The following is a 24,307-nucleotide window of genomic DNA, read 5'->3' on the forward strand; positions in this document are numbered from 1 at the left end:
CTAATAACTGGACTCTATGGTTAAGTCCAAGGTTCCGATCTCGGCTATCATGCGCCGGTTTTCGTGACAGGCTTTGCTTCAACGCAAGTCTGGGCATCGCGCAGTGGCTGAATTCTTCGCCAACTGCCCAGGAGTAAGAATGAACACCCTCTTTATGCATTGCCGGCCGGGCTTCGAAAGCGAAGTCTGTTCCGAGATCTCCGAACATGCCGCGCGGCTGAATGTGGCCGGTTATGCCAAGGCCAAGACCGCCAGCGCCTATGCCGAATTCATCTGCACCGAAGAAGACGGCGCCGAGCGCCTGATGCGTGGTCAGCGTTTCGCCGAGCTGATCTTCCCGCGCCAGTGGGCCCGGGGGATCTTTATTGATCTGCCGGAAACCGATCGCATCAGCGTGATCCTCGCGCACATGGCCGACTTCCCGCTGTGCGGCAGCCTGTGGCTGGAAATGGTCGACACCAACGATGGCAAGGAGCTGTCGAACTTCTGCAAGAAATTCGAAGTCCACCTGCGCAAGGCGCTGATGGCGGCCGGCAAACTGGTAGACGACGCCCACAAGCCACGGCTGCTGCTGACTTTCAAGAGCGGCCGCGAAGTGTTCATGGGCCTGGCGGAGTCGAACAATTCGGCGATGTGGCCGATGGGCATTCCACGCCTGAAGTTCCCCCGTGAAGCGCCGAGCCGTTCGACGCTGAAGCTGGAAGAGGCCTGGCACCATTTCATCCCGCGTGACCAGTGGGACGAACGCCTGCACAGCGACATGACCGGCGTCGACCTCGGCGCCGCCCCCTGGCGGCTGGACCTGGCAACTGGTCAACCGCGGCATGCTGGTGACCGCCATCGACAACGGCCCGATGGCCGAAAGCCTGATGGACACCGGTTTGGTGCAGCACTTGATGGCCGACGGTTTCACCTTCAAACCCAAGCAACCGGTCGACTGGATGGTCTGCGACATCGTCGAGAAACCGGCGCGCAACGCGGCGATGCTGGAAGAATGGATTGGCGAGGGGCATTGCCGGGAAGCGGTGGTCAACCTCAAGCTGCCGATGAAACAGCGTTATGCCGAAGTGAAGCGCTTGCTGGAACGTATTGCCGACGGGTTCAAGGCGCGGGGCATTCGGGTCGAGATCGGCTGCAAGCAGCTGTATCACGACCGTGAGGAAGTGACCTGCCACCTGCGCCGGCTCGATATAAAGAAACCCAAGTCCCGCTGACTTTGTGTACCGATCGTTCCCACGCTCCGCGTGGGAATGCCGCCGGGGACGCTCCGCGTTCCGCCTTTGGATGTGACGCAGAGCGTCACGGGATGCCTTCCCACGCAGAGCGTGGGAACGATCAGCTGCCAGTGACTAGACACCCGGCAATGCGCGACAATGCCGGCAAGTTTCAGGAGTAAATCATGAGTGAAATGATCGATACGCCGGTCGACGGCACCCTCGACGCCACCGGCCTCAATTGCCCGGAGCCGGTGATGATGTTGCACCAGCACATCCGTGACCTGGTGCCCGGCGGCCTGCTGAAGGTGATCGCCACCGACCCGTCGACCCGTCGCGACATTCCCAAGTTCTGCGTGTTTCTCGATCACGAACTGGTCGCGCAGCATGAAGAGGCAGGCACCTACCTCTATTGGATCCGCAAGAAACTTGCTTAACAGGCACAAAAAATTAGTTAAGCGCGAATCCCTGTGGGAGCGGGCTTGCCCGCGATGACGGCGGCACATTCAACATAAATGTGACAGTTAGATCGCTATCGCGGGCAAGTCGGATCGCCGCGCCGCCGCTCCCACAGGTTTCGCGGCGCCCTTTTTTGCGCTCGCTTAACCCGCCGAACGACTGATGCGGATCCGCTTGCGTGCACTGCGCGTCAGGCGGATCGACAGCATCAGCGCCGCGCAACTCAAGCCGACGATCAAACCCTGCCAGAGCCCGCTCGGGCCATTCGGTGCGCCAAACCAGTCGGTCAGGCCCAAGGCGTAACCCACCGGCAAGCCAATTCCCCAATAAGCGAACAGCGTCAGGATCATCGTCACCCGCGTGTCCTGATAACCCCGCAGTGCGCCCGCTGCCGTCACCTGGATCGCATCGGAAAACTGGAACAACGCCGAATAAACAATCAGCATCGCCGCCACCTGAATCACCGTCGGGTCGGCGGTGTAGATCGCCGCGATGGGTTCACGCAGCAATAGCATCATGCTCGCCGACAGGCACGCATAAGCCAGGGCGGTACCCATGCCGACACCGGCGGCGAAGCGGGCTTCCCGTGGTTCCTCACGGCCGAGAGCCTGGCCGACGCGTACGGTCACGGCCATGCCGAGGGAGTAGGGGATCATGAATACCAGCGAGCTGAAGTTCAGCGCAATCTGGTGCCCGGCGACCACGGTGGCGCCGAGGCTGCCGATCAGCAGGGCGATCACGGCGAAGATGCTCGACTCGGCGAATACCGCGATGCCGATCGGCAGGCCGATGCCCAGCAAACGCTTGATCACCGACCACTGTGGCCAGTCGAAACGCCTGAACAACTCACTCGACTGATAGGCTGGCGCCCAGCGTTCCCAGCCGGCCATGCCCAACGCCATCACCCACATCACGATCGCCGTGGCCCAGCCGCAGCCGACGCCACCCATGGCCGGCACACCAAAGTGGCCATAGATGAAGATGTAGTTCAGTGGAATATTCAACGCCAGCCCGCACAGGCCAAGGACCATGGCCGGGCGGGTGCGACCCAGGCCATCACTGAAGCAGCGCAGCACGTGATAGAGCGCGACGGCAGGCAAGCCGCTGGCGATGCCGTGCAGATACTGCATGCACGGGCCGATCAGCTCGGGGTCGACTTTCATGATGTGCAGGATCGGTTCGGCGCTGAACAGCATGCCGGTCGCCATCAAGCCCACCACCAGTGCCAGCCACAAGGCCTGACGCACGATTGGGCCAATCTCGCTGTGCGTGCCGGCGCCGAAGCGCTGGGCGACTTTCGGGGTGGTGGCCAGCAGTGTGCCGGTCATCAGCAGAAACACCGGCACCCAGATCGAGTTGCCCAGCGCGACGGCCGCCAGATCTCGAGGCCCGACACGACCGGCCATCACCGCATCGACGAAGCCCATGGCGGTGGTCGCCAGCTGCGCGATCATGATCGGCAACGCCAGGCCGAGCAGGTTTTTCAGCTCCAGGCGAACCCGGGCCGGGCGGTTGAGGGAAATAGCGGTGGGGCGGTCAGTCACGGAATTCAAGGCGAAACGTCCAAAAGGGTTTTGATGCGCAGGCGGCGCATTCTACGCCTTGACGCAGTGGTCAGGAAAAATCCTGTGTTACCGATTTGTAATCCCTCAACCCAGCAGCTCACAGAAGATGTGTGCTAGGCGCAGAGTGTCATCTGCGCCTACACTGCCGATCCGCCAAAGGAGCCTGCCATGCTGATTGTTGCCGACGAAAATATCCCGCTGCTCGATGCCTTCTTCGCAGGTTTCGGTGAAATCCGCCGAGTACCGGGGCGTGCCATCGACCGCGCCACTGTCGAGCAGGCCGATGTGCTGCTGGTGCGCTCGGTGACCAACGTCAACCGCGAATTGCTCGAAGGCAGCAAGGTGCGTTTTGTCGGCACCTGCACCATCGGCACCGATCACCTGGACCTGGATTACTTTCAACAGGCCGGCATCACCTGGTCCAGCGCGCCAGGCTGCAATGCCCGGGGTGTGGTCGATTACGTGCTGGGCAGCCTGCTGACCCTGGCCGAAATCGAAGGTGCCGACCTGACTCAACGCACCTACGGTGTGGTTGGCGCCGGTGAAGTGGGCTGGCGGCTGGTCAAGGTTCTGCAAGGTCTGGGCTGGAACGTGCTGGTCTGCGATCCCCCACGGCAAGCCGCTGAAGGGGGCGATTACGTCAGCCTCGAGCAGATCATCGAGCAATGCGACGTCATCAGTCTGCACACTCCGCTGGACAAGCAGGGCCCTCAGGCGACCTGGCATCTGTTCGATAAAACCCGCTTGAACCAGCTCAAGCCTGGCACTTGGCTGATCAACGCCAGTCGTGGCCCGGTCATCGACAACGCCGCCCTGCGCCAGGTGCTGTTGCAGCGTGAAGATCTGCAAGCGGTGCTGGATGTCTGGGAGGCTGAGCCCGAGGTCGATGTGGCGCTTGCAGAGTTGTGTGTACTGGCGACACCGCACATTGCCGGTTACAGCCTCGATGGCAAACAGCGCGGGACGGCACAGATCTATCAAGCGTTTTGCGAACTCCTCGGGCAACCGGAACAGGTCCACCTGAGCGACTTGCTGCCAGCACCCTGGTTGTCGGCAGTGACGTTGAACGCCGACAGCGATCCGGCCTGGGCACTGGCGATGTTGTGCCGTGGCGTGTACGACCCGCGCCGTGATGACGCGGATTTCCGTCGCAGCCTTGTAGGCAATGTGAGCGAGCAGCGCGCGGCGTTCGATGCACTGCGCAAGCATTATCCGCTGCGGCGGGAGATTGATGGGTTGAAGGTGCGGATCGAGGGGGATTCGCCGGCGTTGCGGCAGATTGTGGCGGCGTTGGGTGCTTCGGCTGTCTGAGTACCGGGTTGGCCTTATCGCGGGCAAGCCACGCTCCCACAGGTCATGCGTCAATTTTGGAATCGCGGTAATCCTGTGGGAGTGGGCTTGCCCGCGATAGGGTGCGCAGCCCCCTCAAAAGACACCCATAAAAAACCCGGCTAAAAGAGCCGGGTCAAGAAGACGGTGGCTATATCACTCTTGTTCGGCAGGCTTGACCAATCGCTTCTCCAGTTCGCGGCAAGCGTCCTGGATCATGTCTTCAGTGATCGGTACTTCGCGCCCATCCTTATCAATAATCGAGCAACCCAGAGCTTGGCCTGGCTTGGTGCGGATCACTTCAATCTTGTCATCGCTGCTGTTTTGCAAGGACATGGCCTGTCTCCTCATCAGGTTGTGTGCTTACTGTAAAACCGCCAGGTGACCGGGCTGTGACAACTCCCTGCGATCTTTCAGGTCGGCATCCTCAGTCCATCAGAAATACCCTGACGTTTCCACCCGGACTTTAGACCAATAATCTCTAGCCACTAGTATTGGCGGTCATAATTAACCTGACTCATTATGATTTACAGCGTTCAATCCCATTGACCGGTGTAGGCTTGGTCGAGTTAAAGCCATTGGTTGCGCCATCGGATGATCTTCATGCTCTCTTCCCGTCACCGCCGCGCCATTCGTCTGGCCAGCCGTTTCCTCGCACCTTATCGCTGGCCGGCCTTCGGCGCTTTACTGGCGTTGATCGTCACTGCCGGCATCACTTTGTCCATGGGACAGGGGATTCGCCTGCTGGTGGATCAGGGCTTCATGACCCAGTCGCCGCATTTGCTCAACCGATCCATCGGCGTGTTCATGCTGCTGGTGATTGGTCTGGCGATTGGCACCTTTGCACGGTTTTACCTGGTGTCGTGGATCGGCGAGCGCGTTGTCGCCGACATCCGTCGTCGGGTGTTCAACCATCTGGTCTACCTGCATCCGGGGTTCTATGAAGACAACCGCAGCTCTGAGATCCAATCGCGGCTGACCGCCGACACCACGCTGCTGCAATCGGTAATCGGCTCTTCGCTGTCGCTGTTCCTGCGTAATGGGCTGATGGTGATCGGCGGGATTGTCCTGCTGTTTATCACCAACCCCAAACTCACCAGTATCGTGGTGGTCGCGTTGCCGCTGGTGGTCGCGCCGATCCTGATTTTTGGTCGTCGGGTGCGCACGCTGTCGCGTCTGAGCCAGGACCGGATTGCCGACATCGGCAGCTATGTCTCCGAAACCCTGAGTCAGATCAAAACCGTGCAGGCCTACAACCATCAGGTTCAGGACGAGCAGCGTTTTGCCACGACCGTGGAAGAGGCTTTCAACACTGCCCGCAAGCGCATCTTCCAGCGGGCCTGGTTGATTACCCTGGTGATCCTGCTGGTGTTGGGCGCGGTCGGGGTGATGCTCTGGGTCGGCGGCATGGATGTCATCGCCGGGCGGATTTCCGCGGGTGAGCTGGCAGCGTTTGTCTTTTACAGCCTGATCGTCGGCGGTGCCTTCGGCACGTTGAGTGAAGTGATCGGCGAACTGCAGCGTGCAGCAGGGGCGGCGGAACGGATTGCCGAGTTATTGCGTTCGGAAAACATCATCCAGCCACCGACCCAGGGTCTGGTGACTTTGCCCGAACGGGTGAAGGGCGACCTGGTGCTGCAAGATGTATGTTTTTCCTACCCGTCGCGTCCGCAAAGCCGTGCCGTCGATGGTCTGAATCTGACGATCAATGCCGGCGAAACCCTTGCATTGGTGGGGCCGTCCGGTGCCGGCAAGTCGACGGTGTATGACCTGCTATTGCGCTTTTACGACCCCTCCGAAGGACGCATTCTGCTGGACGGCGTGCCGTTGACCCAACTCGATCCTCTGGACCTGCGTCGCTGCTTCGCCCTCGTTTCGCAAACCCCGACGCTGTTCTTCGGCAGCATCGAAGAGAATATTCGCTACGGTCACCCGACGGCGACTTTGGCTCAGGTCCAGGAAGCCGCGAAAATCGCCTATGCCCACGACTTCATCGAGCAAATGCCCAACGGCTACCAGACTCACCTCGGCGACGCTGGTCTCGGTTTGTCCGGCGGGCAACGCCAGCGCCTGGCCATCGCCCGGGCGCTGCTGGTGGATGCGCCGATCCTGTTGCTGGACGAAGCCACCAGCGCCCTCGACGCCCAGAGTGAACACCTGATCCAGCAAGCCCTGCCCAGCCTGATGAAAAATCGCACCACACTGGTCATCGCCCACCGACTGGCCACGGTGAAAAACGCCGACAGAATTGCAGTGATGGACCAAGGAAAACTGGTGGCAGTGGGGACGCATCAGGAGTTGATTGCGAGTAATGCACTGTACGCACGGCTGGCGGCGTTGCAGTTTAGTGATGGGCGCCATGCCTCAACCGACCAAGTAACCGACTAAGTAACCGACCCAGTAGAGCACCAAAAAAAATGCCCGCATCAATCGATGCGGGCATTTTTGTCAGCGTTCCAAAGCAGGCTCATTGATCGTCAAAATACCGTTCATGCCAATCCACCAACGGTTGTGGTGAGTTGAGCTTCTGGCCGTAGATCACCGAGTACGACAATACGTTCTGCACGTACTGGCGGGTTTCGTCGAACGGGATGCTTTCCACCCACACATCGAAGCTCAGGTGATCGGCGCCACGCAGCCATTGACGTACGCGGCCGGGGCCGGCGTTGTAGGCGGCGGAGGCGAGGACGCGGTTGCCGTTGAACTGGCTGTGGACCTGGCTCAGGTAAGCGGCACCGAGCTGAATGTTCTTGTCCGGATCGAATACTTGCTGCGGCGAAGCGAGGGGAATGCTGAACTTACGCGCGGTTTCCTTGGCGGTGCCCGGCATCAGTTGCATCAAGCCGCTGGCACCGACGCCGGAGCGTGCATCGGCCATGAAGGCGCTTTCCTGGCGGGTGATGGCGAATACCCAGCTCGAATGCAGGCCACGGACCTTGGCTTCACGGACCAGGGTTTCGCGGTGGGCCATCGGGAAGCGGATGTCCAGGTCGTCCCAGTACTTCGCCTGACTGATGGTGCGGATCGCCGGGAAATACCATTTCAGGTCGTAAGCCAGTTTCGCCTGGGCGACCATTTCGTCACGGCTGAAGTGCCGGCTGACGTGGTACCACTCGCGACGACCGTCGACGATCTGCCCGCGCGCATGGAATTCCAGGGCGCGTCGTATGCCGGGGGTGTTGCGTACCTTGTTGATCAGCGCCTGACTGAGCACCAGCGGTTTGTTGTTCAGCGAATAGGGGGATTGCGAGCGATCGGCCGCCAGGAAACCGTAGAAGTCGCGCTCGCGAGCCAGGCCCTTGTAAAGCGTCTGTGCTTCCGGATTCTGTGGTTGCGCCAGCTCCAGGCTGCGAGCCTGCCAGTAACGCCAGCGGTTGGTGGTGGCCAGATCCTGAGGCAGGCGGCGGGTCAACTGATAGGCATCGTCCCAACGGGCCAGGCGCAATAGCAGGCGCAGACGCCATTCGGAAACGGTGTTGTCCCGCAGCTCCGGGTCGTATTTGGTCATTACGTCCAGCGCGCGGCTGTCGAAACGACGAGCGAGGGTCAGCCCGATTTCCCGGGCAATCGCGACTTTTTCGTCGCGGGAGAAGTGCATGCTGCTGGCGTAACCGTCGAGCAGGGCCATGGCCCTGTCCGGATCCTGACGGGCCAGGCGGCGCAGGCCGAGGCTGACGATGTCGGACATCGGTTCATCGGCCGGGGTAAAACGCGACGGTTGATTGAGCAGCTCGGGTTTCTGCGCCACGTCCACCAGCAAGCGACCCCGCGGGGCGAGTGTCGTCAGGCCATTGATCAGGCTGTTGGCCAGCGGATAGTTGCGTGCCTGGGCGGCGAGCTTGGTGCGCTCCCAGCGTTTCTGTTCAGTCAGTTGACCCTCGGCGGCCCACATTCCGAACACCGTATCGCATGCCTCGGGCTGGGTTTTGCCGCTCAGCCAGAGTTTGTCGGCGTTGGCATACCCTTCGGCCTTGCGGTTATGGCTGATCTGATACTGCGCGTTCAGGCAGTCCAGTTCGGTGAAATTGAGCTTGGGGTCATAATATTTGACGAAGGTCGCCCAATCGCCGCGTTCGGCCAGCCAGCGCAGCCAGCGCAACTTCATCCAGTTGGCTTGCGGCAGGTCACCGTGTTCGGCGAGGAATTTCTCGATTTCGGCATTGCTCGCGGTTTTCAGACGCGCGGTCAGTTCGTCATAAGCCAGATAGGGCTCCAGCGGATAATCGCTCAGGGCCTGGCTGTAACGGAAATAAGGGCCGGAATCGCCTTTGGCCAAGGCACGCTTGGCTTCATCGTAATACTGGCGTTGCGTGGACAGGTCCACCGCCTGGGCGGATTGAGCGGCAGCGGCTGTAAGAAGCAAACACGAAAAAAGATTGAAAAGGCGACTGCGCATGAGACGTCCGGGCAAAGAAATCAGGACAAGTGCCAGCAAGAGCAGCACTGAATTATCTGTAGCTTAGCCTTTTGCCAGCAGCGGGTGAAAGCTTTGCCGAGCTGCCAGCACAAGTTCGCAACAATTGTTGTGCAGAGTGCTTCGACATTGAAATTGCCGGCCTTCTGAAGCCTCAACTCAGGTAGAATGCGCGCCCGGTTTTTGGAGAAGCTCATGACCCTGCTCAAATTCAGCGATGTGTCCCTTGCTTTCGGCGCTATGCCGTTGTTGGACAAGGTGTCCTGGCAGATCGCCCGTGGTGAGCGGGTGTGCATCATCGGCCGCAATGGCACTGGCAAGTCCAGCATGATGAAGCTCGTCAAGGGCGACCAGAAGCCTGATGACGGCTCTGTTTGGCGCGCACCTGGCCTAAAGATTGGCGAATTGCCGCAAGAATTGCCGGTCGCCGACGAGCGGACCGTGTTCGACGTGGTTGCCGAAGGCCTGGACGGTGTCGGCGAGCTGCTCGCGCAATATCACCACCTGAGCCAGAACATTGTCACCGACGCCGACCTGGACAAGCTGATGCATGTCCAGCACGACCTCGAAGCCCGCGACGGCTGGCGTTTGCAGCAACTGGTCGACAGCACCTTGAGCCGCTTACAACTGCCGGCCGACAAGACCCTTGCCGAATTGTCCGGCGGCTGGCGTCGCCGCGTCCTGCTGGCCCAGGCCCTGGTTTCCGAACCGGATCTGCTGCTGCTCGACGAACCGACCAACCACCTGGACATCGGCGCCATTGCCTGGCTCGAAGAAGCGCTGAAGGATTTCCAGGGCGCCGTGCTGTTCATCACGCACGACCGTTCATTCCTGCAGAACCTCGCGACGCGCATTCTGGAGCTGGATCGCGGTGGCCTGATCGACTGGAACGGCGACTACGCCAGTTTCCTCGTGCACAAAGAGGCGACTCTGGCTGCTGAAGAAACCGCCAACGCGCTGTTCGACAAGAAACTGGCCCAGGAAGAAGTCTGGATCCGTCAGGGCATCAAGGCTCGCCGCACCCGTAACGAAGGTCGCGTCCGCGCCCTGAAAGCCCTGCGCGTTGAGCGTAGCGAGCGTCGTGAACGCACCGGCAAGGCCAACATTCAGCTGGATACCGCCGACAAGTCCGGCAAGCAGGTGATGGTCCTCGAGAACGTGAGTTTCGCTCACCCGGGCGGTCCGTTCCTGATCAAGGATTTCTCGATGGTCCTGCAGCGCGGCGACCGTATCGGTCTGCTCGGCGCCAACGGTACCGGCAAGACCACGCTGCTGAAGCTGATGCTCAGCGGTCTGCAGCCGACCAGCGGCAAAGTGGAAGAGGGGACGCGCATCGACGTGGCCTATTTCGACCAGTTGCGCCATCAGCTGGACCTGGAAAAAACCGTGATCGACAACGTGGCCGAAGGTCGCGATTTCATCGATATCGATGGTCAGAGCCGCCATGTGCTGAGCTACCTCGGCGACTTCCTGTTCAGCCCGCAGCGTGCCCGCACCCCGGTCAAGGCGCTGTCCGGTGGTGAGCGTGCCCGTCTGTTGCTGGCCAAACTGTTCAGCAAACCGGCGAACCTGTTGGTCCTCGACGAACCGACCAACGACCTGGACGTGGAAACCCTCGAGCTGCTGGAAGAGGTCCTGCTGACCTTCAACGGCACCGTGCTGATGGTCAGCCACGACCGGGCATTCCTCGACAACGTGGTCACCAGCACCCTGGTCTTCGAAGGCGAAGGCAAGGTTCGCGAATACGTCGGTGGTTATCAGGACTGGCTGCGTCAGGGCGGCTCGCCGCGCCTGCTGGGCGTGACCGAGAGCAAGTCCGGCAAGGCCGACCTGAACTCGGCTGTCGTGACGGCTGAACCTGCGCCGGTGGTTGCAGTGGAAACACCAGCGCCGGCGGCGAAAAAGAAGCTCAGCTACAAGTTGCAGCGTGAGCTGGAAATGTTGCCGAGTCAGATCGAAGCCATGGAGCAGCAGATCGCAGTGGTTGAAGCGCAGATGGCGGATGCCGGGTTCTATCAGCGTCCTGCTGCCGAAACGGCTGCGGTGATCGCTCAGCTGGAGCAGTTGCAGGCTGAACTCGACGTGATGGTCGAGCGCTGGGCCGAGCTGGATGCCTGATTGATCCGGCGATAAAAAAGCCCGGCGTTCAGTGATGAGCGCCGGGCTTTTCGTATGAAATGCGATCTACTGGCCGGCATGGATTCACTGTGGGAGCGGGCTTGCTCGCGAAGAGGGACTTACATTCAACATTCATGCTGGCTGAATGTCCGCCTTCGCGAGCAAGCCCGCTCCCACATTGTTCCGTGTTATCAGCTTTTGATCAGGCGCACCGCCAGCACGTCGCAAGGCGCGCCGTGCAGCACGTCATTGGCGGTGGAGCCGAGCAACAGCGCCAGGCCATGTCGACCATGACTGCCCACCACGATCAGGTCGCACGTTTGCTCCTTGGCGAGGTGATGAATCTCCTGGCGCGGCTGGCCGTAGGTCAAGTGGCTGTATTCCTTGGAGAGTTCCGGGTATTTCACGATCAATCGCTCAAGGCGCTCTTTGGCCTGATCGAACTGTTGCTGTTGCAACTGGGAAAGATCCATCGGTACGTCGCCACCAAAGGCCATCGCCATCGGTTCGACGATATGCACCAGGGACAGCTTCGCGCCATTGCTCACCGAGAGTTCGCGGGCGCGGTGGATGACAGGATCGCACTCTTCGGTTAGATCTACAGCGACCAGAATATGGTGGTAGGGCATGAGGTGCACCTCCTGAGGATTGCAATATTGGTAAGTATGGCTGGTTTCAAGCGCATTGGTTTCAAAGTGACTCAATGGGCTCATCAAGAATCGGGAGTACACATATGACGGTCTGGATAGTGGTGTCAATCCTGCTGGTGGTCTTGAGTCCGCTGGCCTGGTTGCGACCCTCTCGTGCTCAGAGCGGGCGCATAGCCCTGCGCATGGAGGCACGGCGCATTGGCCTGGCCATGCAGCTGGCGCCTCAGGAATGGCCGCATTGGCTGAGCCAGGAGCCACCGAGCCCTTGCGCCCAGTACCATCGGCCGCGCCGTGGCACGCGACCGGCGTGCTGGAGTTATTGGCAGAAGGCGCCAGGCGTGTGGGTCAATCAGTGGCAGGAGGTCTGTGAGGATGGGATGCTGCTGAATCATTTCGAAAAATTGCCTGCCAACGTCTACAAGGTCGAAGCAGACAAGCAAATGATTGCCCTGTATTGGGGCGAGAAGGGCGAGGCCGAGGTTCTGCAACAGATCGATGCCACGCTCAAAGCACTCGCCTGAACCCCTGATCGGCAACTGCTACAGAAGGTAATAAAAAGCCCGACATCATCATCGGGCTGAGGTTGGCCAGGCAGGCCGGTAATTCTATGTGGCATTGATCTTACGCTGGGCATTCGTCAAAAGCGTTCAAATTTTTTCTTCAGGGTCCCGCCAGCGTAGCTTGTTAAACACAGGCTGCCGCTAATTAGGGCGATTTTTCTAACTATTGATTCTATGAATGACCTCACATGCATCAGCGTGTTGCAGGGCTTCGTGGTACGGAAGTGACCGGAAAGTCGCGTTTCAACCAGTATTTTGGGCGATTGACAATTGCCGGAAATTCCGTGAAGGTGACATACCCAAATCAAACGGGCGTATGAATTGAGCGTTTGTATTACAGAGCGCTCCTACAGAATCCCGACTATCGCGTTGGCGGGTGTGCCGGGTGAATTGGCGTAGCATCGACGATAAGCGTCCTTGCCGAGCCAGTCGCCTGCGTCCGACGTGTACTGTTCAGCTTCCATATCGTGGAGATCAGTTGATGATTTACGAAGGTAAAGCCATCACGGTTAAGGCTCTTGAAAGTGGCATCGTCGAATTGAAATTCGACCTCAAGGGTGAGTCCGTCAACAAGTTCAACCGTCTTACCCTGAACGAACTGCGTCAGGCTGTAGACACCATCAAGGCAGATGCTTCGATCAAGGGTGTGATCGTCAGCAGTGGCAAGGACGTATTCATCGTCGGCGCCGACATCACCGAATTCGTCGACAACTTCAAGCTGCCGGATGCAGAGCTTGTTGCTGGCAACCTCGAAGCCAACAAGATTTTCAGCGATTTCGAAGACCTCAACGTCCCGACTGTCGCCGCGATCAATGGCATCGCGCTGGGTGGCGGTCTGGAAATGTGCCTGGCGGCAGATTTCCGCGTCATGGCCAGCACCGCTAAAATCGGTCTGCCGGAAGTCAAGCTGGGCATCTACCCGGGCTTCGGCGGTACTGTGCGTTTGCCGCGCATCATCGGTGCCGACAACGCCATCGAGTGGATTGCTGCCGGTAAGGAAAACCGCGCTGAAGACGCACTGAAAGTCGGTGCGGTCGATGCCGTGGTCGATTCGCAGAAGCTGCACGAAGCGGCGCTGAATCTGATCAAGGGCGCCATCTCCGGTGAGTTTGACTACAAGGCCAAGCGTCAGCCGAAGCTCGAAAAACTCAAGCTCAACGCCATCGAACAAATGATGTCGTTTGAAACCGCCAAAGGTTTCGTGGCCGGCCAGGCGGGACCGAACTACCCGGCGCCGGTCGAAGCGATCAAGACCATCCAGAAAGCCGCGAACTTCGGTCGCGACAAAGCACTGGAAGTCGAAGCAGCCGGTTTCGTCAAATTGGCCAAGACCTCTGCCGCGCAGAGCTTGATCGGTCTGTTCCTGAACGATCAGGAACTGAAGAAAAAGGCCAAGGCCTACGACGAAATCGCCAAGGACGTGAAGCAGGCTGCCGTATTGGGCGCCGGCATCATGGGTGGCGGTATCGCTTATCAGTCGGCCTCCAAAGGTACGCCGATCCTGATGAAGGACATCAACGAGCACGGCATCGAGCAGGGTCTGGCCGAAGCCGCCAAATTGCTGGTTGGCCGCGTTGAAAAAGGTCGCATGACCCCGGCGAAGATGGCCGAAGTGCTCAACGGCATTCGTCCGACCCTCTCCTACGGTGATTTCGGTCATGTCGACCTGGTCGTCGAAGCCGTGGTCGAGAACCCGAAGGTCAAGCAAGCCGTTCTGGCCGAAGTTGAAGGCAAGGTCAAAGAGGACACCATCCTCGCGTCCAACACCTCGACCATTTCCATCACCTTGCTGGCCAAAGCCCTCAAGCGTCCGGAAAACTTTGTCGGCATGCACTTCTTCAACCCGGTGCACATGATGCCGCTGGTTGAAGTGATCCGTGGCGAGAAGTCCAGCGAAGTGGCCGTTGCCACCACCGTTGCCTACGCCAAGAAAATGGGCAAGAACCCGATCGTCGTCAACGACTGCCCGGGCTTCCTGGTCAACCGCGTGTTGTTCCCGTACTTCGGCGGTTTCGCCAAACTGGTCAGCGCCGGCGTGGACTTCGTCCGCATCGACAAGGTCATGGAAAAATTCGGCTGGCCGATGGGCCCGGCGTACCTGATGGACGTGGTCGGTATCGACACCGGTCACCACGGTCGTGACGTCATGGCTGAAGGCTTCCCGGATCGCATGAAGGACGATCGCCGTTCGGCCGTCGACGTGCTCTACGAAGCCAAGCGCCTGGGCCAGAAGAATGGCAAGGGCTTCTACGCCTACGAGACCGACAAGCGCGGCAAGCAGAAGAAAGTCGCCGATCCTTCGGTGCTGGAAGTGCTCAAGCCGATCGTTTTCCAACAGCTCGAAGTCACTGACGAAGACATCATCAACTGGATGATGATCCCGTTGTGCCTGGAAACCGTGCGTTGCCTGGAAGACGGCATCGTCGAAACCGCCGCCGAAGCAGATATGGGCCTGGTCTACGGTATTGGTTTCCCTCCATTCCGTGGCGGTGCGCTGCGCTACATCGATTCGATCGGTGTTGCAGAGTTCGTTGCCCTGGCTGACCAGTACGCTGATTTGGGCGCGCTGTACCACCCGACCGCGAAGCTGCGTGAAATGGCCAAAAACGGCCAGAGCTTCTTTGGTTAAGCGCCCACACTAGAGCGAGAGTGAACGTATATGAGCTTGAATCCTAGAGACGTCGTGATTGTCGACTTCGGTCGTACGCCGATGGGCCGCTCCAAGGGCGGCATGCACCGCAACACCCGCGCCGAAGACATGTCGGCGCACCTGATCAGCAAATTGCTGGAACGCAACGTCAAGGTCGACCCGAGCGAAGTCGAAGACGTGATCTGGGGCTGTGTGAACCAGACTCTGGAGCAGGGCTGGAACATCGCCCGCATGGCGTCCCTGATGACGCAGATCCCGCACACCTCGGCCGGCCAGACCGTCAGCCGTCTGTGTGGCTCGTCGATGAGTGCTCTGCACACCGCCGCGCAAGCGATCATGACCGGTAACGGTGACGTGTTCGTGGTGGGTGGCGTCGAGCATATGGGTCACGTGAGCATGATGCACGGTGTCGATCCGAACCCGCACATGTCTCTGTACGCGGCGAAAGCCTCGGGCATGATGGGCCTGACCGCAGAAATGCTCGGCAAAATGCACGGCATTACTCGCGAACAACAGGACGCCTTTGGCGTGCGCTCCCACCAGCTCGCCCACAAGGCGACTGTGGAAGGCAAGTTCAAAGACGAAATCATCCCTATGCAGGGCTACGACGAGAACGGTTTCCTGAAACTGTTCGACTACGACGAAACCATTCGTCCGGAAACCACCCTGGAAAGCCTGGCGGCTCTGAAGCCAGCGTTTAATCCGAAGGGCGGCACCGTGACAGCCGGTACTTCGTCGCAGATCACCGACGGTGCTTCGTGCATGATCGTGATGTCGGCGCAGCGTGCCCAAGACCTGGGCATCCAGCCGCTGGCGGTGATTCGTTCGATGGCCGTGGCGGGTGTGGACCCGGCGATCATGGGCTATGGTCCAGTACCGGCAACGCAGAAAGCACTGAAGCGCGCGGGCCTTGGTATCAACGATATCGACTTCTTCGAGCTTAACGAAGCTTTCGCCGCACAGGCGCTGCCAGTGCTGAAAGATTTGAAAGTGCTCGACAAGATGAACGAGAAGGTTAACCTGCACGGCGGCGCGATCGCCCTGGGTCACCCGTTCGGTTGCTCCGGTGCCCGTATCTCCGGCACTTTGCTGAACGTGATGAAGCAGAATGGCGGCACCTTCGGGGTGGCTACCATGTGCATTGGTCTCGGCCAAGGCATCTCCACCGTCTTCGAACGCGTTTAAGCGTTTCGCTGATGGAAGCCGGGGCCAAGTGCCCCGGTTTTTGTTTTTCCGGATTTATTTTGTTTTTATTTTAAAAAAATTTGAGTGAGGGCCAAAGCATGCCGATACAACCTGGGCTCTACGAACATTACAAAGGTCCGCAGTACCGCGTATTCGCGGTTGCGCGGCATTCGGAAACCGAAGAGGAAGTGGTCTTCTACCAAGCCCTGTATGGCGATTACGGCTTTTGGGTGCGCCCCTTGAGCATGTTCCTGGAGTCGGTCGAGGTTGACGGCGAACAGGTGCCACGCTTTGCTTTGGTGCAAGCCGAACCGAGCGTTTTTCCGCAGCCATAAGGGGAGTGCGCGCAGAACCCTGCGCTTGACCTCACCTTGTAGCCACTATATATAGCGGTGCCGCGTCAGGCGCCAACCGCCTTTCACTTCTAGAATTCAGGAATTTTCTGATCCATGGGCAAATCGCTGGTCATTGTGGAATCCCCGGCTAAGGCCAAGACCATCAACAAGTATCTGGGTAACCAATACGTGGTGAAGTCGAGTATCGGCCATATCCGAGACCTGCCCACCAGCGGTTCGGCTAGCGCCAGCAAAGAGCCTGCCGCCAAGCGCGGCAAGGCCGCCGCAAGTGAAGGTCCGGTGCTCTCGCCGAAAGAGAAAGCGCGCAAGCAGCTGGTCTCGCGCATGGGTGTTGATCCCGATCATGGCTGGAAAGCCAAGTACGAGATCCTCCCGGGCAAGGAAAAAGTCATCGAAGAGCTGCGCCGGCTCGCCAAAGATGCTGACACCATCTATCTCGCAACCGACTTGGATCGCGAGGGGGAAGCCATTGCCTGGCACCTGCGCGAAGCCATCGGTGGTGACGACAGCCGCTACAAGCGCGTGGTGTTCAACGAAATCACCAAGAAAGCGATCCAGGAAGCCTTCTCCAAACCGGGCGAGCTGGACATCGATCGAGTAAACGCCCAGCAGGCGCGTCGCTTCCTCGACCGCGTAGTGGGTTACATGGTTTCGCCGCTGCTGTGGGCCAAGGTCGCCCGTGGCCTGTCCGCCGGTCGCGTGCAATCGGTTGCCGTGAAGCTGGTGGTCGAGCGTGAGCGTGAAATCCGCGCGTTCAACCCGGAAGAATACTGGGAAGTCCACGCCGACCTCGGCACCGCCAAGGGCGCGACCGTGCGCTTCGACGTAGCCCGCGAGAAAGGCGAAGCCTTCAAGCCGCTCAACGAAGCCCAGGCCATGGCCGCGCTGGAAAAGCTCAAGGCTTCCAGCTACAGCATCGTCAAGCGCGAAGACAAACCGACCAGCAGCAAGCCGTCGGCACCGTTCATCACTTCCACCCTGCAGCAGGCTGCGAGTAACCGCCTGGGCTTCGGTGTGAAGAAAACCATGATGATGGCCCAGCGTTTGTACGAAGCTGGCTACATCACTTATATGCGTACCGATTCCACCAACCTCTCGGCCGATGCCGTGACGATGGCGCGTACCTATATTGAAGGCGAGTTCGGCAAGAAGTACCTGCCGGAAAACCCGAACATCTACAGCAGCAAGGAAGGCGCACAAGAGGCTCACGAAGCGATTCGTCCGTCCGACGCCAATACCGAGCCAAGCAAGCTGTCGGGCATGGAGCGTGATGCCGAGCGGCTTTACGAGCTGATCTGGCGCCAGTTCCTGGCCTGCCAGATGCTGCCGGCGCAATACCTGTCGACCACGGTCACCGTCGGTGCCGGTGACTTCGAGCTGCGTGCCAAGGGCCGCATCCTGAAGTTCGACGGTTACACCCGCGTCATGCCGCAAATTGCCAAGCCTGGCGATGATGATGTGTTGCCGGATATGGTTCAGGGCGATGCGATGAAGCTGATCAAGCTTGATCCGACCCAGCACTTCACCAAGCCGCCGGCGCGTTACTCGGAAGCGAGCCTGGTTAAGGAAATGGAAAAACGCGGCATCGGTCGTCCTTCGACCTACGCGGCGATCATTTCGACTATCCAGGACCGCGGCTACGTGGCGCTGCACAACCGTCGTTTCTATTCGGAAAAGATGGGCGACATCGTCACTGAGCGTCTGGCCGAGAGCTTCTCCAATCTCATGGACTACGGCTTCACCGCCGGCATGGAAGAGAACCTCGATGACGTCGCTCAGGGCGAGCGCGACTGGAAAAACGTGCTCGACGAGTTCTATGGCGACTTCAAGAAGAAACTCGAAGTAGCCGAAAGCGCCGAAGGCGGCATGCGCGCCAATCAGCCGGTGATGACTGACATTCCGTGCGTGTTGTGCGGTCGTCCGATGCAGATCCGCACTGCTTCGACGGGCGTATTCCTCGGTTGCTCGGGCTATAGCCTGCCGCCGAAAGAGCGCTGCAAAGCCACCGTCAACCTGGTGCCGGGCGATGAAATCGCCGCGGACGACGAGGGTGAGTCCGAGTCGCTGGTCCTGCGTGGCAAGCATCGCTGCCCGATCTGCAGCACGGCCATGGACGCTTACCTGCTCGACGAGAAGCGCAAGCTGCACATCTGCGGTAACAACCCGGATTGCTCTGGTTACGAGATCGAAGAGGGCACCTACCGCATTAAAGGCTATGAAGGTCCGAGCCTGGAATGCGACAAGTGCGGCAGCGAGATGCAGCTCAAGACCGGTCGTTTCGGCAAGTTCTTCGGTTGCACCAATGCCACCTGCAAGAACACCCGCAAGCTGCTGAAAAGCGGTGACGCGGCGCCGCCGAAGATGGATCCGGTGAAGATGCCTGAGCTCAAATGCGAGAAGGTCAACGACACCTACATTCTGCGCGACGGTGCTTCCGGCCTGTTCCTGGCGGCCAGTCAGTTCCCGAAAAACCGCGAGACCCGTGCTCCATTGGTCATGGAGATCGTGCCGCACAAGGATGAGATCGATCCGAAGTATCACTTCCTCTGCGAAGCGCCGAAGAAAGACCCGGACGGTCTCCCGGCAGTGATCCGTTATAGCCGCAAGACCAAAGAGCAATACGTGCAGACTGAGGTCGACGGTAAACCGACTGGCTGGAAGGCGTATTACGACGGCGGCAAGTGGACGGTTGAAGACAAGCGTCCAGCAGCCAAGGCTTAAAAGCCGCTGTACACAAAAAGGCCGCATGACAACCCTCGGGTTTTCATGCGGCCTTTTTGTTTTGGGCTTGCGGTGAGCTCAGGTGATCCACGACACTGTCTGACCTGCGTGAAGCAATTATTTCGTTGTGGAGGCTGCCGTCATGGCCCACGAACTCTATACCCGTACCAACCAGAAGATTTATTTCGCCGGCCTGTCGCTGGAAGCGCTCGCCAAAGCCGAAGAGGGACGGGCGATGAACTCCCTGGCGCTGATTCAGGCCGGGCGCGAATCGGCGTTGTTTCACCTGTACGGTGCGCTGTTGGGGCTGTGCCATGAAATCGCCGGTTTCTATCGGCTGCCTCAGGCCAATGCGCCGCGTGCAGAGATGCTGCTGACCCGCGAAGTGCTCGAAACCATCGCTATTCCGGAAATGGCCGAGATGGTTGAACTGGCGCAAAACCCTGAAACCTGGCTGGCCAAACTGCTGTCGGCACATGCCGCACTGTTTCAGCCGCCTCGCGCTCCGCACAAGCCCAAGGGCGATGTGACGCAGCCGCTCATTCTGGCCGTTAATCTGGATGAAGAAGAGGCACCGGAGGAGTTGAGTCGGGAAGAGTTGGAGAGCTGGCGTCAGAACCTTAAAGGTCTGGCGATTCGGTTTCGCGAAGGGTTGAACGAGTGCTGAAAGTTTGAGTGTTTAGAGAGGGGTCCGCTCAGGGAAGAGTACTGTCAGAAATTTCCCTTCATGATGGCATCTGGTCAAGATCCCGAGCGAAGCTTGGCTGATGCCTATATAATCCCCGCCTTTCGTGGAGAACAGACCTTTATGCCAACGTCCTTTCTAGAAATTGTCGAGTTACCAGACGGCCGAATCGAGCTGCGCAGGGCCGAGGACGAGGGTTCTCTGGTTACTTTGGATTTCTCCGAGGATGCCAAGGTTTTCCTGCAAGGCCAGCATGTGGAAGTCGCCAAGGCGATGTTGAGCGTCGGTGTTCAGATGGCAGGACGCCTGGTTGAAGGCGAATTTGATAAGGAAGAGGGGCCACGGGTTCTTCATTGATCCCGCCCGTCGGATTCTTCGAATACCTCTACAGATTGGCTTCTCTATCCCTGGAGAAGCCCCGCGTTATTCAGCGCGCACAGTGCTTGTCAGTTAGCCCAGTCGAATATTCAGACTTTGCGCATCCCCGATACGGGCGGCGCTGATCAACTGTTGCCGCGATGTTGTGCTCAGCGGGTTAAGCCAGCTGACGACCGTATGGCTGCGGCCAAGTCGCAAGGCTTCGCAGGTCAACTGCTGAGCGCTCTGCGTGCCGCGCGGTTGCAGGAGCAGAATGCGCTCACGGTTCAGACCGGCGTCCCGTAACCAGGCTTGTGTCAGGCTGGCGGGCGGGGCGATCAGTGTCAGCCAGCGTGCATCCTGATCCTGGCTCAGTTCCCTGAGAATCGGTGCCAGAAGGTTCAGGCAGTTCCCGGCCGCGCCGCGCAGTGATAGCTCGCTGAAAACTTCAGGCTCGGCGCTCCAGGGCGATTCGACCACGTCTTTCAGGATCGGCGCCAATGGCTGTGCCATGAACGCCTCGAACAACGGCAGTTGGGCTTGCTGTGAGGTATGTGGGAACTGCATAAAGCCTCCTTTAGCGGCGAATCACGCCGACACTCAAGCCTTCGATAACCAGTTCCTGATCTTTCAGGTTGACTTCGATAGGGGCGAATTCAGGGTTTTCGGCAATCAACCAAACCTTGCTGCCGTCGCGCTTGAAGCGCTTGACGGTCACTTCGTCGCCGATCCGCGCCACCACGATCTGGCCGTTACGGGCTTCACGGGTGGTGTGGACGGCCAGCAGGTCACCGTCGAAAATGCCGACGTCCTTCATGCTCATACCATGGACCCGCAGCAGATAGTCAGCGCGAGGATGGAAGAACGAAGGGTTGATGTTGCAGGATTCTTCGATGTGCTGCTGGGCGAGGATCGGCGCACCGGCAGCCACCCGGCCAATGATCGGCAAGCTGGACTCGTCGGCCTTGGCTTCGAAGCCAGGGATGCGGATGCCGCGGGAGGCACCCGGGGTCATCTCGATCGCTCCCTTGCGGGCCAGCGCCTTGAGGTGTTCTTCCGCCGCATTGGGGGACTTGAAACCCAGTTCCTGAGCGATTTCCGCGCGGGTCGGCGGGTAGCCGTTGTCTTCGAGGCAACGTTTGATGAAGGCCAGAATCTCTGCTTGGCGTGGCGTCAGCTTTAGCATATTGATCGCTCTGTCTTTTTATACAGTGACTGGGATTATATACAGTGAACCGGTCTTGGCAATGCCCCTTTTTTTGTCGGCCGCTGGACGGTCATTTTGCTCGCTGATTGAAGCGGCACTGTTGTATGGTTAAATACCTGACCGACCATTCCCAAAACGAACCGCCAGACTTGACAAGGCCAGGGCTGAAACGTATGTTTCAAACAAGTGTTTGTCAGGCGGAGTAGCCATGGCCCAGTCGGAAACCGTTGAACGCATTCTCGATGCTGCCGAGCAGTTGTTCGCGGAAAAAGGTTTTGCTGAAACCTCATTGCGTCTGATCACCAGCAAGGCTGGTGTCAATCTGGCGGCGGTGAATTATCACTTCGGGTCGAAGAAGGCGCTGATCCAGGCGGTCTTCTCGCGTTTTCTCGGGCCGTTCTGCCTCAGTCTCGATAAAGAGCTGGAGCGCCGTCAGGCCAAGCCCGAAAACAAGCCAACCCTTGAAGAGCTGCTGGAGATTCTGGTCGAGCAAGCTCTGGTAGTGCAGCCACGCAGCGGCAATGATCTGTCCATCTTCATGCGCTTGCTGGGGCTGGCGTTCAGTCAGAGCCAAGGGCATTTGCGCCGTTATCTGGAAGACATGTACGGCAAGGTATTCCGCCGCTACATGATGCTGGTCAACGAGGCCGCGCCGCGCATTCCCCCGATCGAACTGTTCTGGCGTGTGCACTTCATGCTGGGTGCCGCGGCGTTCAGCATGTCGGGGATCAAGGCCTTGCGTGCGATTGCCGAGACCGACTTCGGCGTCAACACCTCCATCGAGCAAGTGATGCGTCTGATGGTGCCGTTCCTGGCCGCTGGCATGCGGGCCGAAACCGGTGTCACCGACACGGCCATGGCCACCGCGCAGTTGCGTCCACGCAGCAAATCGGCCCCGGTCGCCGCCAAGGTTTAACCGCACACGGGTGGGCGCGGCAGCTGACATCCGCTAAGCTAGCCGCCCATGCCGACTCTCGTTCTGAACCCGCTCCTCATTGATATCGCCGACCTGCCGGGCCCAGCCCATGGCGGCGAATTCGTGCGAGCCGGGTTTCTCGTAATCAAGGAATCTCTATGACTGCTGGCCTGCAAGGCTCGTTGATGGTGGACGTCGCCGGTACCTGGCTGACGGCTGAAGATCGCCAATTGTTGCGCCAGCCCGAAGTGGGCGGCCTGATCATTTTTGCCCGCAACATCGAACACCCGCGCCAAGTGCGCGAGTTGAGCGCTTCGATCCGCGCCATTCGTCCCGACTTGCTGCTCGCGGTGGATCAAGAGGGCGGTCGGGTTCAACGGCTGCGTCAAGGCTTTGTGCGACTGCCAGCCATGCGTGCCATCGCCGATAACCCGAATGCCGAAGAACTGGCCGAGCAGTGTGGCTGGATCATGGCGACCGAAGTGCTCTCGGTCGGTCTCGACTTGAGCTTCGCCCCGGTGCTGGACCTGGATTACCAGCGCAGCGCCGTTGTTGGCACCCGTTCGTTCGAAGGTGATCCCGAGCGCGCCACCTTGCTCGCCGGTGCATTCATCCGCGGCATGAACAGTGCCGGAATGGCCGCCACCGGCAAGCATTTCCCAGGTCATGGTTGGGCCGAGGCCGATTCCCACGTCGCGATTCCCAACGACGAGCGCAGCCTCGACGAAATCCGCGCCAACGACCTGGTGCCGTTTGCGCGATTGAGCAAGCAACTGGCCGCTGTCATGCCGGCCCACGTTATTTATCCTCAAGTCGATTCCCAGCCTGCAGGTTTCTCCCGTCGCTGGTTGCAGGACATCCTGCGCGGCGAACTGCAGTTCGACGGTGTGATCTTCAGCGACGACCTGTCGATGGCCGGCGCCCACGTGGTCGGCGATGCCGCCAGTCGCATCGAAGCGGCATTGACCGCCGGTTGCGACATGGGCCTGGTGTGCAACGATCGCGCAGCTGCCGAGTTGGCCTTGAGCGCCGCCCAGCGTTTGAAGGTCAAGCCTTCGGCGCGTATCGCGCGGATGCGCGGGCAGGCATACGCCAACACCGAATACCGTCAAGACCCGCGCTGGCTGGCGGCCATCGGCGCGCTCAGAGAAGCTCAATTGATTGATTAAGGGCTTTTCGCTATGACGGTTTACGCGATTATCGGCGGCACCGGCCTGACACAACTTGAAGGCCTGAGCATTCGTCAGTCATTGGCGGTGGACACGCCTTACGGCGCGCCTTCGGCTGAAGTGCAGATCGGTGAGTTCGCCGGCAAGGAAGTGCTGTTTCTCGCGCGTCATGGGCACCCACACCGATTCCCGCCGCATCAGGTGAACTACCGCGCCAACCTGTGGGCCTTGAAGCAGGCCGGTGCCAAAGCGATTCTCGCGGTCAACGCCGTGGGCGGGATTCATACTGCGATGGGCACCGGGCATTTCTGCGTGCCGCATCAATTGATCGACTACACCAGCGGTCGCGAACACACTTATTTTGCCGATGACCTGGAACAGGTCACACACATCGACTTCAGCTATCCCTACAACGAACCCCTGCGTCAGCAATTGATCGCGGCGTTGGCGGCTGAAGGCGTTGGCTACAGCAGCCAAGGCGTGTACGCCTGCACCCAGGGGCCACGTCTGGAAACCGTCGCTGAAATTGCGCGGCTGGAACGTGATGGTTGTGACATCGTCGGCATGACCGGCATGCCGGAAGCAGCATTGGCGCGAGAGCTGGAACTGGATTACGCCTGTCTGGCGCTGGTGGTGAACCCGGCGGCGGGCAAGTCGACAGCGGTGATTACCATGGCCGAGATCGAGCAGGCATTGCATGACGGGATGGGCAAGGTGAAGTCGACGTTGGCGTGGGTGTTGAAGGGCTAAGA

General features: G+C 59.5%; 20 protein-coding genes and 1 pseudogene. 15 read left to right on the plus strand and 6 right to left on the minus strand.

Going from position 1 to position 24,307, the window contains the following annotated elements:
- The first annotated feature begins 139 nt into the window (after positions 1-139).
- Positions 140-1,214 (plus strand): annotated as a pseudogene (rlmM, locus tag PSH65_RS10555) (23S rRNA (cytidine(2498)-2'-O)-methyltransferase RlmM).
- A 185-nt stretch (positions 1,215-1,399) separates the two neighbouring features.
- Positions 1,400-1,651 carry a sulfurtransferase TusA gene (gene tusA, locus PSH65_RS10560; protein WP_007907805.1) on the plus strand — a complete coding sequence of 84 codons (252 nt, stop codon included), beginning with the start codon at positions 1,400-1,402 and terminating at the stop codon, positions 1,649-1,651.
- A 165-nt stretch (positions 1,652-1,816) separates the two neighbouring features.
- Here the strand turns inward: tusA and PSH65_RS10565 are convergent, their stop codons facing one another.
- On the minus strand, positions 1,817-3,226 hold the full coding sequence (locus PSH65_RS10565) for an MATE family efflux transporter (protein WP_305426162.1): 1,410 nt from the start codon (positions 3,224-3,226) through the stop codon (positions 1,817-1,819).
- 180 nt (positions 3,227-3,406) lie between these two features.
- Between PSH65_RS10565 and pdxB the strand changes: the two genes are divergently transcribed.
- Positions 3,407-4,549 (plus strand): 4-phosphoerythronate dehydrogenase PdxB, encoded by a 1,143-nt coding sequence (pdxB, locus tag PSH65_RS10570; RefSeq protein ID WP_305426163.1) that lies wholly within the window; start codon positions 3,407-3,409, stop codon positions 4,547-4,549.
- A gap of 174 nt (positions 4,550-4,723) precedes the next feature.
- On the opposite strand, the gene PSH65_RS10575 is transcribed toward pdxB, so the two are convergent.
- Positions 4,724-4,903: a PA1571 family protein gene (locus tag PSH65_RS10575; protein WP_305426164.1), complete on the minus strand. Its 180-nt coding sequence runs from the start codon at positions 4,901-4,903 to the stop codon at positions 4,724-4,726.
- Between the two features lie 267 nt (positions 4,904-5,170).
- On the opposite strand from PSH65_RS10575, the gene PSH65_RS10580 reads away from it, so the two are divergent.
- Complete coding sequence (locus PSH65_RS10580) at positions 5,171-6,955, plus strand: ABC transporter transmembrane domain-containing protein (protein ID WP_305426165.1); 1,785 nt, start codon at positions 5,171-5,173, stop codon at positions 6,953-6,955.
- A 79-nt stretch (positions 6,956-7,034) separates the two neighbouring features.
- Here PSH65_RS10580 and PSH65_RS10585 read toward each other — a convergent pair whose 3' ends face one another.
- Positions 7,035-8,963 (minus strand): transglycosylase SLT domain-containing protein, encoded by a 1,929-nt coding sequence (locus PSH65_RS10585; RefSeq protein WP_305426166.1) that lies wholly within the window; start codon positions 8,961-8,963, stop codon positions 7,035-7,037.
- 213 nt (positions 8,964-9,176) lie between these two features.
- On the opposite strand from PSH65_RS10585, the gene PSH65_RS10590 reads away from it, so the two are divergent.
- Positions 9,177-11,099, plus strand: a complete 1,923-nt coding sequence (locus PSH65_RS10590; RefSeq protein ID WP_305426167.1) for an ATP-binding cassette domain-containing protein — start codon at positions 9,177-9,179, stop codon at positions 11,097-11,099.
- A 191-nt stretch (positions 11,100-11,290) separates the two neighbouring features.
- On the opposite strand, the gene PSH65_RS10595 is transcribed toward PSH65_RS10590, so the two are convergent.
- Positions 11,291-11,728 carry a universal stress protein gene (locus tag PSH65_RS10595; protein ID WP_030128421.1) on the minus strand — a complete coding sequence of 146 codons (438 nt, stop codon included), beginning with the start codon at positions 11,726-11,728 and terminating at the stop codon, positions 11,291-11,293.
- Between the two features lie 104 nt (positions 11,729-11,832).
- Between PSH65_RS10595 and PSH65_RS10600 the strand changes: the two genes are divergently transcribed.
- From PSH65_RS10600 to PSH65_RS10630, 7 genes are all read left to right on the plus strand, one after another.
- Complete coding sequence (locus PSH65_RS10600) at positions 11,833-12,270, plus strand: hypothetical protein (RefSeq protein ID WP_305426168.1); 438 nt, start codon at positions 11,833-11,835, stop codon at positions 12,268-12,270.
- A 520-nt stretch (positions 12,271-12,790) separates the two neighbouring features.
- Positions 12,791-14,938, plus strand: coding sequence for a fatty acid oxidation complex subunit alpha FadB (fadB, locus tag PSH65_RS10605; protein ID WP_305426169.1), 2,148 nt, complete (start codon positions 12,791-12,793; stop codon positions 14,936-14,938).
- 30 nt (positions 14,939-14,968) lie between these two features.
- Entirely contained in the window at positions 14,969-16,144 is a 1,176-nt protein-coding gene (fadA, locus tag PSH65_RS10610) for an acetyl-CoA C-acyltransferase FadA (protein WP_007933190.1), read from the plus strand.
- Positions 16,145-16,242: 98 nt separating this feature from the next.
- Positions 16,243-16,479, plus strand: a complete 237-nt coding sequence (locus PSH65_RS10615) for a DUF1653 domain-containing protein (protein WP_007907781.1) — start codon at positions 16,243-16,245, stop codon at positions 16,477-16,479.
- Between the two features lie 114 nt (positions 16,480-16,593).
- Positions 16,594-19,221 (plus strand): type I DNA topoisomerase, encoded by a 2,628-nt coding sequence (gene topA / locus PSH65_RS10620; protein WP_305426170.1) that lies wholly within the window; start codon positions 16,594-16,596, stop codon positions 19,219-19,221.
- A gap of 142 nt (positions 19,222-19,363) precedes the next feature.
- Entirely contained in the window at positions 19,364-19,888 is a 525-nt protein-coding gene (locus PSH65_RS10625) for a DUF6586 family protein (RefSeq protein WP_038979974.1), read from the plus strand.
- 141 nt (positions 19,889-20,029) lie between these two features.
- The gene (locus PSH65_RS10630; RefSeq protein ID WP_007907774.1) at positions 20,030-20,263 is read left to right on the plus strand and encodes a hypothetical protein; all 234 of its coding nucleotides are present in this window, start codon (positions 20,030-20,032) and stop codon (positions 20,261-20,263) included.
- Between the two features lie 93 nt (positions 20,264-20,356).
- Here the strand turns inward: PSH65_RS10630 and sulA are convergent, their stop codons facing one another.
- Both sulA and lexA read right to left on the minus strand, forming a co-directional pair.
- Positions 20,357-20,830 (minus strand): SOS-induced cell division inhibitor SulA, encoded by a 474-nt coding sequence (gene sulA, locus PSH65_RS10635; protein ID WP_008073066.1) that lies wholly within the window; start codon positions 20,828-20,830, stop codon positions 20,357-20,359.
- 10 nt (positions 20,831-20,840) lie between these two features.
- Positions 20,841-21,449, minus strand: coding sequence for a transcriptional repressor LexA (gene lexA, locus PSH65_RS10640; protein WP_007907770.1), 609 nt, complete (start codon positions 21,447-21,449; stop codon positions 20,841-20,843).
- A 229-nt stretch (positions 21,450-21,678) separates the two neighbouring features.
- Between lexA and PSH65_RS10645 the strand changes: the two genes are divergently transcribed.
- The 3 genes from PSH65_RS10645 to PSH65_RS10655 all read left to right on the plus strand — a co-directional run bounded on the left by PSH65_RS10645 (position 21,679) and on the right by PSH65_RS10655 (position 24,305).
- Positions 21,679-22,386, plus strand: coding sequence for a TetR/AcrR family transcriptional regulator (locus PSH65_RS10645; protein ID WP_007907768.1), 708 nt, complete (start codon positions 21,679-21,681; stop codon positions 22,384-22,386).
- Between the two features lie 170 nt (positions 22,387-22,556).
- Complete coding sequence (nagZ, locus tag PSH65_RS10650) at positions 22,557-23,555, plus strand: beta-N-acetylhexosaminidase (RefSeq protein WP_305426968.1); 999 nt, start codon at positions 22,557-22,559, stop codon at positions 23,553-23,555.
- A 12-nt stretch (positions 23,556-23,567) separates the two neighbouring features.
- Positions 23,568-24,305, plus strand: coding sequence for an S-methyl-5'-thioinosine phosphorylase (locus PSH65_RS10655; RefSeq protein ID WP_305426171.1), 738 nt, complete (start codon positions 23,568-23,570; stop codon positions 24,303-24,305).
- Positions 24,306-24,307 lie beyond the last annotated feature (2 nt).

Origin of the sequence: Pseudomonas sp. FP603 (assembly GCF_030687415.1) — a bacterium.
In the GTDB taxonomy this organism is placed as follows: domain Bacteria; phylum Pseudomonadota; class Gammaproteobacteria; order Pseudomonadales; family Pseudomonadaceae; genus Aquipseudomonas; species Aquipseudomonas wuhanensis.